The 13,295-nt window shown below is 63.8% G+C and carries 16 protein-coding genes; 6 read left to right on the top strand and 10 right to left on the bottom strand.

Going from position 1 to position 13,295, the window contains the following annotated elements; all coding sequences use genetic code 11:
• Positions 1–220: 220 nt before the first annotated feature.
• The 5 genes from SAJA_RS13015 to SAJA_RS12995 all read right to left on the bottom strand — a co-directional run bounded on the left by SAJA_RS13015 (position 221) and on the right by SAJA_RS12995 (position 3,871).
• A complete protein-coding gene (locus tag SAJA_RS13015; protein WP_184999886.1) occupies positions 221–1,015 on the bottom strand; it encodes a transporter substrate-binding domain-containing protein in 795 nt (264 codons plus the stop codon).
• 49 nt (positions 1,016–1,064) lie between these two features.
• Positions 1,065–1,790, bottom strand: coding sequence for an ABC transporter permease (locus SAJA_RS13010; RefSeq protein WP_123659107.1), 726 nt, complete (start codon positions 1,788–1,790; stop codon positions 1,065–1,067).
• Entirely contained in the window at positions 1,790–2,494 is a 705-nt protein-coding gene (locus SAJA_RS13005) for an ABC transporter permease (protein WP_123659106.1), read from the bottom strand. Before SAJA_RS13005 ends, SAJA_RS13010 begins: the two co-directional genes overlap by 1 nt.
• A gap of 14 nt (positions 2,495–2,508) precedes the next feature.
• Positions 2,509–3,279: an ABC transporter ATP-binding protein gene (locus tag SAJA_RS13000; protein WP_123659105.1), complete on the bottom strand. Its 771-nt coding sequence runs from the start codon at positions 3,277–3,279 to the stop codon at positions 2,509–2,511.
• 106 nt (positions 3,280–3,385) lie between these two features.
• Positions 3,386–3,871 (bottom strand): DUF4112 domain-containing protein, encoded by a 486-nt coding sequence (locus SAJA_RS12995; RefSeq protein ID WP_123659104.1) that lies wholly within the window; start codon positions 3,869–3,871, stop codon positions 3,386–3,388.
• Positions 3,872–3,941: 70 nt separating this feature from the next.
• Here SAJA_RS12995 and SAJA_RS12990 point away from each other — a divergent pair, with 70 nt between their 5' ends.
• Both SAJA_RS12990 and SAJA_RS12985 read left to right on the top strand, forming a co-directional pair.
• Entirely contained in the window at positions 3,942–5,105 is a 1,164-nt protein-coding gene (locus tag SAJA_RS12990; protein WP_245963326.1) for an SMP-30/gluconolactonase/LRE family protein, read from the top strand.
• The gene (locus tag SAJA_RS12985) at positions 5,102–5,791 is read left to right on the top strand and encodes an FFLEELY motif protein (RefSeq protein WP_123659102.1); all 690 of its coding nucleotides are present in this window, start codon (positions 5,102–5,104) and stop codon (positions 5,789–5,791) included. Before SAJA_RS12990 ends, SAJA_RS12985 begins: the two co-directional genes overlap by 4 nt.
• 388 nt (positions 5,792–6,179) lie before the next feature.
• Here SAJA_RS12985 and sufT read toward each other — a convergent pair whose 3' ends face one another.
• Positions 6,180–6,731, bottom strand: coding sequence for a putative Fe-S cluster assembly protein SufT (gene sufT / locus SAJA_RS12980; protein WP_123659101.1), 552 nt, complete (start codon positions 6,729–6,731; stop codon positions 6,180–6,182).
• A 230-nt stretch (positions 6,732–6,961) separates the two neighbouring features.
• Here sufT and SAJA_RS12975 point away from each other — a divergent pair, with 230 nt between their 5' ends.
• The 4 genes from SAJA_RS12975 (at position 6,962) to greB (ending at position 9,078) form a co-directional block, all read left to right on the top strand.
• Positions 6,962–7,501, top strand: a complete 540-nt coding sequence (locus SAJA_RS12975) for a hypothetical protein (protein WP_123659100.1) — start codon at positions 6,962–6,964, stop codon at positions 7,499–7,501.
• A 103-nt stretch (positions 7,502–7,604) separates the two neighbouring features.
• A complete protein-coding gene (locus tag SAJA_RS12970) occupies positions 7,605–7,988 on the top strand; it encodes a sirohydrochlorin chelatase (RefSeq protein ID WP_123659099.1) in 384 nt (127 codons plus the stop codon).
• 13 nt (positions 7,989–8,001) lie between these two features.
• On the top strand, positions 8,002–8,436 hold the full coding sequence (locus SAJA_RS12965; RefSeq protein WP_245963325.1) for a TspO/MBR family protein: 435 nt from the start codon (positions 8,002–8,004) through the stop codon (positions 8,434–8,436).
• A 168-nt stretch (positions 8,437–8,604) separates the two neighbouring features.
• Entirely contained in the window at positions 8,605–9,078 is a 474-nt protein-coding gene (gene greB, locus SAJA_RS12960; protein ID WP_245963324.1) for a transcription elongation factor GreB, read from the top strand.
• A 217-nt stretch (positions 9,079–9,295) separates the two neighbouring features.
• Here the strand turns inward: greB and SAJA_RS12955 are convergent, their stop codons facing one another.
• From SAJA_RS12955 to SAJA_RS12940, 4 genes are read right to left on the bottom strand one after another with little or no spacing between them, the layout of a single operon-like run.
• Complete coding sequence (locus SAJA_RS12955) at positions 9,296–10,270, bottom strand: efflux RND transporter periplasmic adaptor subunit (RefSeq protein ID WP_123659096.1); 975 nt, start codon at positions 10,268–10,270, stop codon at positions 9,296–9,298.
• A gap of 42 nt (positions 10,271–10,312) precedes the next feature.
• Positions 10,313–10,513, bottom strand: coding sequence for a DUF1656 domain-containing protein (locus tag SAJA_RS15175; protein ID WP_184999885.1), 201 nt, complete (start codon positions 10,511–10,513; stop codon positions 10,313–10,315).
• Positions 10,503–12,605 carry an FUSC family protein gene (locus SAJA_RS12945; protein WP_184999884.1) on the bottom strand — a complete coding sequence of 701 codons (2,103 nt, stop codon included), beginning with the start codon at positions 12,603–12,605 and terminating at the stop codon, positions 10,503–10,505. The genes SAJA_RS15175 and SAJA_RS12945 overlap by 11 nt, the downstream gene beginning before the upstream one ends.
• A 59-nt stretch (positions 12,606–12,664) precedes the next feature.
• On the bottom strand, positions 12,665–13,276 hold the full coding sequence (locus SAJA_RS12940) for a TetR/AcrR family transcriptional regulator (RefSeq protein WP_123659093.1): 612 nt from the start codon (positions 13,274–13,276) through the stop codon (positions 12,665–12,667).
• Positions 13,277–13,295 lie beyond the last annotated feature (19 nt).

Genomic DNA, 13,295 nt, shown 5'->3' with positions numbered 1-13,295 from the left:
CGAGTCGCCGCATCGTGGCGTGCCACGATCAAGACTCGCAACGCCGCAGGGCGCCCATCTTTAATTTTTTATGGGCGGCCCAACCCTTCGGGATAAGCGCTGTTTTGCGGCAATACAGCGTTCTAGCCCACTAGCGCAGAGTGACTGCGCGGCGCGGGCTACGCCTCATCTTGCCGCAAAACAGCGCTTGGCGCGGGCTCGCATGAAACGGCAACAGGCCCTATTCGGCCTGCTTCGAGTCGCCTGTCTTGCCGAAGTATTTCTCGTAGATGGCCTGGTAGGTGCCGTTGTCTTTGACCACGGCCAGCGCCTTGTTGAACCGGGCCGCCAGATCCTTCTGGTTACGCCGGAAGGCGATGCCGAAGCCGGTGCCGAAATACTTCTTCGGCTCGGTGAGCACCGGGCCGGCATGCTTGTAGGCATCGGATTCGTCGAGCAGCGTGCTCTGGCCGGTGGGGAAATCCAGGAACGCGGCATCCAGACGCCCGGCGGACATGTCCACCGCGATATCGTCGGCGTTGGCATAGCGCTTGATCGTGGCGCTGTCGCCGAACTTATCGGTAACGTACTGATCCTGGACCGTGCCGCGCTGGACGGCGATCCGCTTGCCGGCCAGATCATCGCCGTCGAACTCCGCCAGATCGGTATCGACCGGCACGAACCAGCCCGAGGGCACCACGATATAAGGCGCGGAGAAGCGCAGCACGCGCTTGCGCTGATCGGTGATGGTCATCGAGGACATGATGGCGTCGTACTTGCGCGCCATCAGCCCCGGGATGATGCCGTTCCAAGACTGCTGTACCCAGGAACAATCCAACCCGGCCTCGGCACACAGCGCGTTGCCCAGCTCGATATCGAAACCGGTGAGCGAGCCATCCGGCGTGGTGTATTCCATGGGCTTGTAGGGCACGTTGGTCGCGATGCGGATCTGGTCCTGGGCCACGGCCGTGTTGGCCATGAGCGCGCTGGCTGCCACCACGGCACCGAGCGTCAGGGCGATGAAACGTTTATGCATGAAACTATTCCCGAGTCGTGCGTGAAACCACGAAACCAGAACGCAAGAACTACGCCGGCTTCAAATGTCGCAGCATACGCGTTTCCAGCACCTTGAAGCCGCCCTGGAGCACGAAGCTGAGCAACATATAGACCAGGGCGACGAAAATGAACGCCGGAAACGGCGAGTAGAACCGGGCATAGACATAATAGGCCGCGCCCGTGAGATCGGTGATGGTCACCGCCGAGGCGATCGCGCTGGCATGCAGCATGAAGATCACCTCGTTGCCATAAGCCGGCAGCGCCCGACGAAAGGCACTCGGCAAGACGACACGCCGATAGGCCGTGGCCGCGGACATGCCGTAGGCACGGGCGGCTTCAAGCTCGCCCTGCGGGGTGGCACGAATCGCCCCGACGAAGATTTCGGTGGTATAGGCCGCCGTGTTCAGGGTGAACGCCAGAAGCGCCGGATAGACCGGGTCGTTGATGAAGAACGCGAACGCGCTGTCCTGTACCCCGTCGATGAAGGCAAAGCCGTAATACGCGATATACAGCTGGATGAGCAGCGGCGTGCCCCGAAAGACATAATTGAACAGCCAGATGGGCACATTCAACCAGACGCGCCGGCTGGCCCGGCCCACGGCCAGGGGCACGGCCAGAAACAGCCCCACCACCAACGAGATGAAGACCAGCTGCACGGTATTGACCAGGCCGTCCCAGTACTGGGCCAGCGTGTTGGGCGTGAAGATCAGGTTATCGCTTAGAAACGGCGCAACCTGGGTAAGCCATTGTTCCATCAGGTGGCCTGCGAAAAGCCGACGTCGAAACGCCGTTTCAGGCCGGTGACCACGAGCTCCGAGACGGCCGTGATCGCCAGATAGCCCAGCCCGACAGGCAGCATGAACAAGAAAGGCTGATGGGTGGCCTTGGTGGCCTGATCGGCCACGTAGACCATGTCCGACAGGCCGATGATCGACACCAGCGCGGTGGATTTCAAAAGCACGAGCCAGTTGTTGTTAATACCCGGCAGGGCGTGGCGCATCATCAAGGGAAACCGCACCCGCCGAAACGCAAGCCACGGGCTCATGCCGTAGGCCCGCGCGGCCTCCATCTGGCCGGCGTCCACGGCGAGAAATGCGCCGCGAAAGGTTTCGGACATATAAGCGCCATAAATCACGCCCAGCGTGACCACGCCGGCGGCAAACGCGTTGACGTTGATGAACATATCGGTGCCCAGCCACGCATTCAGGCCATCGGTGGCCATGTTCATGCCGATCTGGCCGCCGTAGAACAACAGCATCATCATCACCAGATCGGGCACCCCGCGAATGAGCGTGGTGTAGACCGTGGCCACGCTTTTCAGCGTCATCGAGCGCGACGATTTGGCGCTGGCCACCATCAGACCGATCACGAGAGCCGCGATCAACGACAGCACGGCCAGTTCCGCAGTCAGCCAGGCGCCTTCAAGCAGGCGCGGGCCATATCCCTGAAAATCGAACATCACAGCCGCGCCATCTAGAACCGCGGGGCCAGAAACTGCTGCAGCCGCGGCGAGTTGGGCTTTTTAAGCACATCAGCCGGGGCGCCGGCCTCCTCGATACGCCCCTCGTGCAGATAGATCACCTGCGACGACACATCGCGGGCGAAATCCATCTCGTGGGTGACGACCACCATGGTTCGGCCTTCATCGGCCAGCTCGCGCATCACGGCCAGCACGTCGCCGACCAGCTCCGGATCGAGCGCCGAGGTGGGCTCATCGAACAGCAACACCTCGGGATCAACTGCCAATGCCCGGGCGATCGCGCCGCGTTGTTGTTGCCCGCCGGACAGCTGGGCCGGGAAATAATCGGCACGATCAGCCAGCCCCACCCGCTCGAGCAGCGCCATGCCGCGCTCGCGCGCTTGCCGCCGCGGCACGCCCAGCACATGGATCGGGGCTTCGATGACGTTGCCGATCAGGCTCATGTGGGCCCAGAGATTGAAGCCCTGAAACACCATGGCCAGACGCGAGCGGATCCGCTCGACCTGTTTCCAGCTCGCCGGCTCGCGTGTTTTGTTGTGCTGCTTGAAGGCAACCGGCTCGCCGTGGACGATGATATCGCCGGCGTCGGGGACTTCCAGCAGGTTCATGCAGCGCAGAAACGTGCTTTTGCCGGAGCCCGAGGCCCCGATCAGCGTGATCACATCGCCTTCGTGGGCTTCCAGCGACAGGCCGTTCAGAACAGACACGTCCTTGAACGACTTGTGCAGATCACGCACGACGAGCGGAATTTCAGAATCGGCCATACGCGTCGCCGCCCGCACCTGTTCGACCAAACAAGACAGGATAGCAGCCGCGCGAGCCCGATAACCACATCGGCGCGACCCGACCTGCCATGAATCGCCGGCGCGATCAGCCGCCGACGATCGCCCGCCAGATACCCAAGCCCGCGACGGCCGCCGCCGCGGCGCCGACCACGATCGAAACCGTGGGCTTGTTCTTCGACTTGCCGGCGGCCCCGGGCGTTGTCGTGACATCGGAGAGCCAGCGCTGCATAAGATGCTGATTGCGCCGGTTGGCCTTGTAATAGATATCAAAGATATCGCCCAGCAATGGGATCGAGCCCAACACGAAATCGATGCCGACATTGCCCGCCATGCGCACCAGAAGCGTTTTCGGCGCGCCCAGGCGCAGCGCTTCACCGACCGTCAGGCTCGACAGGGCCAAGCCCGCGAAATCGCCCGCCACGGGCAACAATCCCAGGATGCCGTCGATGCCGATACGCTTGCCGATAATCGGAATACGAAACGCATCGTCCAGCCAATAGGCCAGTTTTTCCATACGCGCGAGGCTGGCCTGGCGTTTGGCCGTGAGATCATCGACACGAGATTCGGACATGGCAATCTGGACGGTAAGAGACAGTGTCGTGGAGTATACGAAAAACAACTGAACCCGAGGGCCTGTTGCCGTGTCGCATAACATCTCGGCAGGCACCGGGGAGCGCCGCACCATGAAGAAACTGTTGCTTGTGATCGCCGTGGCCGTCATCGCGTGGCTGGTCTATGCCTTGGCCTGGCCCACGCGGTTCGCCCCCGTGGCCTGGCAGCCCGTGCCCGCCGATACGTCCGCGGCCAAACCGGCCTCGCTGGCCCACGTGACCCGCCTGGCCGAGACGGCGGGCACCGGCCCGGAAACCGTGATTACGGGCCCGAACGATGCGCTGTATGCCGGCTATGCCGACGGCACCGTGCATCGTCTGGCGCGCGACGCCAACACTCGGATCACCCAGGACACGGTGATCGCCGATACCCACGGGCGCCCGCTCGGTCTGGCCTTTGCCCCGCCGGGCACGCCCGCCGCCCGTGCCGGCACGCTGTATATCGCCGATGCCGACAAGGGCCTTGTCGCCGTCGACGAGGCGCCCACACGCACCGCGGCGGCCAACGGCCTGCGGCTGCTGACCGATACCGCAAACGGCACGCCGTTTCGATTCACCGATGATGTCGTGGTCGCCGACGATGGACGCCTCTATTTCACCGATGCTTCGAGCCGCTGGCCACAGCCTGATTATCGCACCGTGATTCTCGAACACGCCGGCGATGCGCGCCTGATGGTCTATGACCCGGCAACCGATACCACCCGCGTGCTGCTCGACGGCCTGCAGTTCGCCAACGGGATCACCCTGTCCCGGGATCCACGGTATCTGCTGATCAACGAAACCAGCGCGTATCGCGTGCGCCGCTATTGGCTGCGCGGCGAGCGCGCCGGCACGAACGATATCTTCATCGACGGCCTGCCCGGCTTTCCCGACGGCATCAGCTACGCGCCGGGGGCAGATGTGTACTGGATCGCCCTGTTCGCCCCGCGCAACGCCCTGCTGGATTTCGCCGCCGACAAGCCGGTTCTGCGCCGGCTGACCTGGCATCTGCCGGCCGCCCTGCAACCCAGGGCCGCGCACGAGAGCCATATACTGGCCGTCGACGACCAGGGCCGGATCGTGGCAAATCTGATCGACAAGGCCGACAGCGCTTATGCACCGATCACCAGCGTCGAACAGGTGGGCGATACGTTGATCCTCGGCAGCCTGGAACGCGCCGCAATCGGCCGGCTGGCCGCCCCGACGTTGCCATGAGCGCCCACGATCGTTCGCTTGCCGCAGCACTGGCCGATCTGCGTGCCATCAAGCAACAGATCGCGGCCCATCCGGCCCCCGGTTTTGCCGAGCGCTTTGCCGAGCTGCGGGCCTGGCAGTCCGAGCGGGTGGCGGCGTTTCATGCCGAGCGCGCCGCGCGTCACGACGGGCATGCCCTGCTGGTCTTTCTGACCCGGCGCTTCTATGTCGAGGCCGATTGGTCCGAGCTGATCTCGCGGCCCGAGCGTATGGCAGGCGCGGTGGACAAGATCGTGGCCCAGGACCGGCCGCTGGTCATCGCCATCGAGCTGCAAACCGCAGCCGAGCGTCTGGATATGGCCATGACCGAGACACTGATCGCCCAGGACTGGCCGCTGAGTGCTCGCAGCTATATCCGCGCGTTTCGTCGGGTCGATGCCCGCGATATCCGCATGCAGCAGATGGCCTGGCTGGAAGAGCTTCTCGATTGGGTTGCCGGGTATGCCGATAATCGAGCCACCGCCTGGGCATTCAAGCTGGCTCGCAAGCCGGCCCACACGCTGGGCCTGGGCCGGACTTATGATTTCCTGGCCGAAGGCTTTTCGGCCATGCGCACCCCGCCCGATCTCCGTGCCGGCGTGCACGACGTCATCGCCGCCCAACGCGCCCGGCTGGCGCGCCTGCTTGGCGAGCGCGATACGTTTTAAAACGCCCGCGGCACGAGAGGGTTTCTCTTTGTCCCGTCCGCGAATGGACGCAAACAAGCGCGAATGAATACAGACGGTTATCCGCAGATTACGCAGATTTCACAGATTGAAAACCGCTAAATCACTGGGCCGGCGAGGGGCGATGACGCATCACCCACCGCGCCTGTAAGCCAACTCGCATCATCGACGTCATATACCGATTGTCTTCTTTCTATTTGCGCTTATACGCGTTCATTTGCAGAGCAAGACTTTTCCGGGCGGTGATCAGCACTCGTCACCTGTCGCGCCCGTAAGCCAATCTGCGTCATCTGCGAAATCTGCGGATTGTCTTTCTTTTATTCGCGCTTATTAGCGTTCATTCGCGGACGATTTTCTTCGCGAACGCTATTCAGAGCATGCCGACGTGCAGCTTGGCCGCGTCGCTCATCATTTCCATGGTCCACGGCGGGTCGAACACCATTTCGACGTTCACACGCGCCACGGTGGGCACCATGCGGACCTTGGCCTTGACGTCGTCGACCAGGATATCGCCCATGCCGCAGCCCGGCGCGGTCAGCGTCATGTCGATTTCGATAACGCGCTTGTCCGGATCGCTGTGATCAAACTCGCAGCGATAGATCAGCCCCAGATCCACGAGGTTGATCGGAATCTCGGGGTCGAACACCGTCTCCATCTGTTCCCAGACCAGCTTTTCGACGTCTTCTGCCGTCGCATCGTCGGGCAGGTGCAGCGGCTCGGGCGGCTCCTGGCCAATCGCGTCGGCGTTGTCACCGGCGATACGAATCAGGTTGCCGGCGATATAGACCGTGAAGGATCCACCGAGCGCCTGGGTGATGTTGCCGTGGGTTCCCACGGGGATTTCAACCGTGTCACCGGCCGGAATCAGCACGGCCTCGCAGTCGCGGGTGAAGGTAACCGGTTCATTGTGTGGCATCTGCATGACAAACCTCGCCTTGGCCGACAACAATCATGAGGCCGATCAGTTTACATACAAGAGACAGGCCCGACGCGAAGGCGCATCGCAGCCGGCCGCAAATCGTCAATGCGGGGTTGCACGAACACGCCAATCTGCTCTAGCTTCAATTACGAATGATTCTCAATTACAAATCATTCGATCGTTTCATGCCGACCGCCGCGCCGGTGTGTCGTCGCTGCTATTGGAGACCCGTCATGTGTCAATCCGCCTCGAAATACATCGTCGTCGGCCAGGCGCCGGCGTGTGGCCAGCCGGCCTCGGCCTGTCGTACATGCGGCCTGGCCGCTCTGGGCCAAAGACTGGCCCAGCAGACCCGGCCGCGGCTTGGTTTCACGGATCTGGAAGAGGATGAAGCCCTGCTCGTCTGGCTGTGTCGGCGCTGGTATCAGGGCATGCGCGATCGCGCACAGATCGAGGCCGAGCTTGCCGCCGACATGTCACGGGATGCATATGCGGCCGTGCTGTTGTATCTGTTCGCGCTGCTGGCCGAGCTGCCCGACCCCGAGACACAGACCGAGCCCGGCTGGCCGTTACTCAGCGCTCACGAGATGCGTCTGCTCGATCTGCTGGGCCATCGCCGGCCCGTTGCCTCGGTGCCCGGGCTGAGCTGTTGTCTCAATGCCCTGCACGCGGCCGGTATCCGTATCCGGCCGTGCCAGCATATCGTTGCCTCCGGGCAGGATTATCTGACCGCGCGTATCGATTACGGGCATCCGATGGCGCGAATGGCGTGATCCGGTTGGCGAGCGGCTCGATCTGCGAGTAGCCTTTATGCCTGATTGACGTATCGCGGTGATGTGCCATGCATCCGCCGCTTGCCAGACACGAGCTGTTCCGATGAAGAAATCGCTATTACTGGTTGCCCACGGCAGTCGTCGCGCACAGTCCAACGACGAGGTGCGGGCCCTGACCGAGCGTGTACGCATGAGCTCGTCGAGCGAGTTCACGGATATCGAATGCGCGTTTTTGGAGCTTTCCCCGCCGACGATTCCAGACGGCCTGGAGCAGCTCATCGCCCGCGGGGCGGATCATATTACGGTGCTGCCTTATTTTCTGGCCGCCGGGCGGCATGTGGCCGAGGATATTCCCGAGGAAGTGGGTGTCACGCGCGGCGCGCATCCGGATGTGGTCATCGAGATCGCGCCGTATCTGGGCACCTCGGAGGCCATGCCGCAGCTGTTGCTCAACATGCTGGCCGACAGCACCACGGCCGCGCTTTGAAGACCCGTTCGTCGTGAGCTCGACCGCGGCCGTTCGTTTTCATCCCGTGCGTGCGGCAATCATTGTGGCCGCACTCGTGGTACTGACCTCGCTGACCGGCTCGGTCGCACGGCCCGGCGCGTGGTATCACGCGCTCAGCCATCCGACCGGCACACCACCCGATCTGTTGTTCCCGATCGCCTGGACGATTCTCTATATCGTCATGGCCGTGGCGGCCTGGCGGGTCTGGCGAGCCGAGGGCTTTGGCCGCGGCATGGCGCTGTTCATCGTCCAGCTTGCGCTCAACGCGCTATGGATGCCGGTGGCCTTTGGTGCGCAGTGGCTGGCGGGCGCGCTGGTCGTCGTACTTGCCCTGTGGGCGGCCGTGGCGGCACTGGCGGTGGTTTTTTTCCGCGCCGATCGTATCGCCGGCTGGCTGGTGGCCCCTTATCTGGCATGGGTCAGCTAGGCCAGCTATCTGACCGCCGGCCTGGTCTGGCTGAACTAAAGGCCGGGGCAGACCGACCGACAGCACGGGCGCCCAAACTCGCGTAAGGCCGGCTTTAACAGACCGGATCGGGGCTGGTGTGTGCTTGCTACCCTATAGGGTCAATCGATTCTTCTGCCGATGGTGGCGATGACACAACAGCGCGACTACATCACGCGTGAAGGCTGGCAGGCGCTGGCCGACGAGCTGGATTATCTCTGGCGCGAGAAACGCCCGCACGTCGTGCGCTGCCTGGCGGATGCCGCCGCCGAGGGCGATCGCTCGGAGAACGCCGAATACATCTATCGCAAGAAAGAGCTGCGCGAGATCGATCGCCGGGTGCGCTATCTCGGCCGCCGCGTCGACGAGCTGACGGCCGTGGCCCGGCGCAGCGATAACCCCGGCAAGATCTTCTTCGGTGCCTGGGTGGACGTGATCGACGAGACCGATACCGCGCACCGGTACCGTATCGTCGGTGCCGACGAGACCGACGGCCCCAGCGGGGCGATCAGCCTGCATTCACCGGTCGCCCGCGCCCTGCTGGGCCGCACGGTCGGCGATATCGTCATGGTTACGCTGCCGGCCGGTGAGCGCGAGCTCGAGATTCAGGCGATCGAGTATTAGGGCGAGGCGCGGGCCGTGGAGCGCGGCGTAGCAAATAAAGGCGCGGACAAAGCCAAAGTATGACGGAGGGCCGGCGAGCCGTAGAAGGCCAGCCGGCCCACACCCGATCTCTCGTGTCCGGCTTAACTGGCCGCCGACCCCAGACCGATCATGTCGCCGGCCATCGGCCGCGCCACCAACTCCGAATCTGCGTCATCTGCGGATACGAGAAACAGGCTCACCGGGCCGGCTTGTCCTCAAGCTGTGTACCGCGCATATCGTTCCAGCGCAGCGCCCCGGGGGCCGTGGTTTCCATCGTGTCGTGGTCATCGTCCTGGTCCGGCCGCACACGTACGGTCGCGGTCAGGCCGACCGATAGCGGCAGGGTCGCCGGGCGTTTGTCGAAGACGATGGTCACCGGCACGCGCTGGGCCAGGCGAACCCACTGAAACACCGGATTCACGTTTGGCAGGTTGCGCTCGCCGGGGGCGAAGTTATCGATGGCGATACCCCGCCCGATGCTGGCCACATGGCCATTCAGATGGGTGTCGCCCGCCATGAGCTCGATATCGACCGGATCCCCCACCGCCAGGTTGGCCAGCTTGGTTTCCTCGAAATAGCCGATCACGCGGAAGGTTTCGACGTCCACGATGGTCAAGGCCGAGGTGCCCTCGGTGGCGTAGTCGCCCTCGTCAAGCTGTAGATGCGTGACATAGCCGGTGGCCGGCGCGGTCACCGTGGCCCAGTCCAGATCCTGCTGGGCCTGGGCCAGCTGGGCCTGGTACTGGGCCACGGCGGCGACCGCCTCCTGGGCATTCGACTGGGCCTGTTGCAGGTCCTGGGTCGACACACCGCCCGGGGGCAGCCGTTCCAGACGTCTCGCGTTGGCCCGGGCATAGGCACGCCGGGCACGCGCGGATTCGAGATTGGCCCGAGCCTCTTGGATACGGTGCTGAAAACGAATCGGTTGGATCTTGAACAACAGATCCCCGGCATGGACATAACTATCGTCGGCGACCGCGACCCGGGTCACGGTGCCCGAAACCTCGGGCGCGATATTGATCACATCCGCCTGAACCCGCGCATCGCGCGTCCAGGGCGCATAGACATAGTGCTGCCAGGCAAACCACGCCAGCACCCCGGCAATAGCCACCACCACGAGCGTGGCGATCACGCGCGCCGTGGTCTTGAGAATCGTTTTCTTATCGGCCATGACGGTCTCGTCGTTTCAAAAACGTGAGGGTTCGTGGCCCGCTCATGGCCCGAACAACAACAGCGTGGACAACAGAATGACGAACACCCCCGCCCCGGCCAGGGCCGGGTGCCAGAACAATCGATAGGCGTGCAAGCGCTGCAGTACCCAGCGCAGTGCCAGATACAACACGGCCGCGGCGGTCAGAAATCCCAGAAATATCGGGAGATAGATCCCGCCGATCGCGATCACGTTAGGTAGCACGCGATGTCTCCCCCAGGGCGATATGGCGCTCGTCGGTATTCTCGCGCGCCAGGGCATAGTCGGCCAGTGCGGCCGAGACCAGTTCCGCGGATACCGCAGCGCGAATGCCATGGCGCCGGCGCTGGGTGGGCGTGAATGCCAGCGCCTCTTGCAGCAGGCGAAGTGCGAGATCGTTGATATCGGCCTGGCGCTCGAAGACAGCCTCGATGCCGGGATAGCCGTGCTCGAACAGCGACTCCAGCGCCTTGAGCTCGTTGTGGATCGCCTGGCGGGTGGCCTTGGCAAACCCGGCGCGATCAGCCAGCACCAGCAACGAGCGTGCCTCCAGGCCCATATTGACCGCCGCGAACGCCGCCTGCCGCGCCGAGACATGGAACTCGCCCTCATCAGCGGCCACGGGCAGCTTGATCAACCGGTCGTAGATCCGGGTCTCGAAACGCTCCCGCGGCTCGGTGAAGCCACGCGCCAGCTCGCCGAAAATACCGGCCAGCCGGTTCTTGAGCACGTCCCGATTGTTGACCGGCAGCACGAGCGCGAACGCGGTCAGCGCCAGAATCACCGCCAGTTCGGCGCCCAGGAAACTTTCGAAGAACGACACGAACGTCTGGCGCCCACTGTTGGCCGGCTGGACAAACAGCGCAAACTGCACCAGCCCCACACGCCCGATGAGTGCCGTGTCCGGGTTGATCATGGCCAGACCGGCCACGAAGACACAGGGGGCCAGCACCAGCATGAGCATGGGAAAGCCCGTGGCGTGCGGCAGAAACACGAAATTGACGAAAAACGCAGCCACACCCGCGATCAGCCCGCCGATACCGAAATTACGCGCGCCTGCCGTGGGGTTGTCGGTCAGCGCGAACAGCGTGGTGAGCACCGACAACAGCACCATCGTGCCGGACAGCGCCTGCTCGTCATGCGTCACCCAGATGATCGCACCGGCAGACATGGCGGCGGTCGCACGGATCGTGACCTTGACCGATTCGCCCACCGTGCGCGCGATCGAGAACTCGCTGCGCCGGGTGCTCGTGCGGCGACCGGTGCCGCGCTCGGCGATCAACAGGCCGTGCTTGACGACCGCGGCCCGCAGCCGGTTGGCCAGATCCAGCGCTCGGCTGATCACCACCCAATCGATCAGCGAGCGCGTGGCGCTGGCCCGGCTGCCGCCGGCACGGGCCTGACTCAGCACCGCATCATAGGCCTTGTCGAACGCGCCGGTGATGTCATCGGTGCGGCTGGGATCATGCGCCAGCAGGGCCGCGGCATCGTCGAGATGCTTGAGCGGCGCCCGGTCGGCCCGCGAGCCCACGCGCGCCAGATAGACCTGCAGGCTGGCCATGGCCGAGACGATGGATACCAGCTCGTAGTCCAGACGACGCGCCAGCTGATCGTATTCGGCAAAACCCGGCGCATCGAAGCGCGCGTACTGACGGGTCTGTTCCAGCGTCAGCGTCTTTTCGACCAACCCGTGCAGCTGCGGGTGCGGCGTACGGGGATCAGCGTCGTCTGCGTCAAGCTCGCCCGGCGCCCGATCGAGCACGCGATACTGCCGGCCGATGGCTTTCAGGGCCTCAACGCGAGCCTGGAAATACTTCTTGGCGGTCACGCTGGGGGCCAGCAAGACCGACACCAGCGCGGCCACCACCGCGGCCAGACCGGTTTCGGCCGAGCGCGCCACGGCGACCGAAAACACATCAGACGGGTCGCTGGCCATGGCTCGCACGACGATGATCACCGTCACATAGCCGGCCAGCACGAACCCGTAGGACATATTGTTCTGGAACAGGCTGGCACAGAACACCATGGTCGCCACCCAGACGATCATGCCGATCGAAACCAGGGTGAAACTCTGAGCGAACAGCGCCACGAGCAGAATCGAGACCACCGCGGCCACGAAGGTGCCGGTCAGGCGGGCAAAGCCGCGTACCACCAGAAAGCCGGGCAACGGCTGGATCAGGATGGCAACGTTGATGAACGCCCAGTAGGCGTTATCCAGCTCCAGCCAGAAAGCCAGCCACAGCGATAACGCCACCGATATCACACAGCGGATACCGAACGAGATCGCCTCGGCGCTGGGTGCGAAAAGCCATGCCATGCGTGCCATATGCAATCATTATCGCCTGCCCGACGCTCGTCGGCCAGCGCTGTAAACGGCTACGGCGCGAGCGCCGGGGCCAGCACCTCGAAAATAGCGGCCAGATGCGCATCACACCGACGGGTATCGAAAATCTCGCTGGGGGCCAGGTCGTTGCACAAGGACACCAGTCCGTGGACGCTCGACCACACCAGCAGAACACGACTGTAAGTCGCCCCGGGCGCGAGATGGCCGCTGGCCTGCCCGGCCTCGATGGCCTGATAGAGCGTGGCGAAGGCTGCATCGGCGGCCGCGGTGAGCGCCGGGTTGTCCTCGGGGACAAAGGCCTGGGCAAACATCAGCCGATAGAGCGTGGGGTTGGCCTGGCCGATCTCGGCATAACGACGCATGACCGCGATCAGCGCGGCCAGATCAATCACCGAATGCTGCGCCAGAACCGCCTCGGCCGCTCCCACCAGCTGCCGAAAGCCGTGTTCGGCACAGGCCGCCAACAGCGCGCGCTTGTCGGCGAAATGCCGATAGGGCGCGCTGCGCGAGACACCGATCTGTTGTGCCACGGCGCGCAACGTGACCGCCTCGATCCCCTCATGGCGGATCAAATCCAGGGCCGCAGCAATACAGGCATTGCCCAGATCGCCGTGGTGGTAACGCGTGGATGCGCTTTGATTCATGGCGCAAAGCTAGGGCCTT

It is taken from the genome of Salinisphaera japonica YTM-1, assembly GCF_003788585.1.
Lineage (GTDB): Bacteria > Pseudomonadota > Gammaproteobacteria > Nevskiales > Salinisphaeraceae > Salinisphaera > Salinisphaera japonica.
Note: the sequence above shows the minus strand (reverse complement) of the source record. Positions and strands in the feature narration are given on the sequence as shown.

Coding starts and splice junctions, on each gene's coding strand:
- SAJA_RS12940 (WP_123659093.1), bottom strand. CDS start 13,276: ATGAATCAAAGCGCATCCACGCGTTACCACCACGGCGATCTGGGCAAT.
- sufT (WP_123659101.1), bottom strand. CDS start 6,731: ATGCAGATGCCACACAATGAACCGGTTACCTTCACCCGCGACTGCGAG.
- SAJA_RS12975 (WP_123659100.1), top strand. CDS start 6,962: ATGTGTCAATCCGCCTCGAAATACATCGTCGTCGGCCAGGCGCCGGCG.
- greB (WP_245963324.1), top strand. CDS start 8,605: ATGACACAACAGCGCGACTACATCACGCGTGAAGGCTGGCAGGCGCTG.
- SAJA_RS12955 (WP_123659096.1), bottom strand. CDS start 10,270: ATGGCCGATAAGAAAACGATTCTCAAGACCACGGCGCGCGTGATCGCC.
- SAJA_RS12945 (WP_184999884.1), bottom strand. CDS start 12,605: ATGGCATGGCTTTTCGCACCCAGCGCCGAGGCGATCTCGTTCGGTATC.
- SAJA_RS13005 (WP_123659106.1), bottom strand. CDS start 2,494: ATGTTCGATTTTCAGGGATATGGCCCGCGCCTGCTTGAAGGCGCCTGG.
- SAJA_RS12970 (WP_123659099.1), top strand. CDS start 7,605: ATGAAGAAATCGCTATTACTGGTTGCCCACGGCAGTCGTCGCGCACAG.
- SAJA_RS13015 (WP_184999886.1), bottom strand. CDS start 1,015: ATGCATAAACGTTTCATCGCCCTGACGCTCGGTGCCGTGGTGGCAGCC.
- SAJA_RS13010 (WP_123659107.1), bottom strand. CDS start 1,790: ATGGAACAATGGCTTACCCAGGTTGCGCCGTTTCTAAGCGATAACCTG.
- SAJA_RS12995 (WP_123659104.1), bottom strand. CDS start 3,871: ATGTCCGAATCTCGTGTCGATGATCTCACGGCCAAACGCCAGGCCAGC.
- SAJA_RS13000 (WP_123659105.1), bottom strand. CDS start 3,279: ATGGCCGATTCTGAAATTCCGCTCGTCGTGCGTGATCTGCACAAGTCG.
- SAJA_RS12985 (WP_123659102.1), top strand. CDS start 5,102: ATGAGCGCCCACGATCGTTCGCTTGCCGCAGCACTGGCCGATCTGCGT.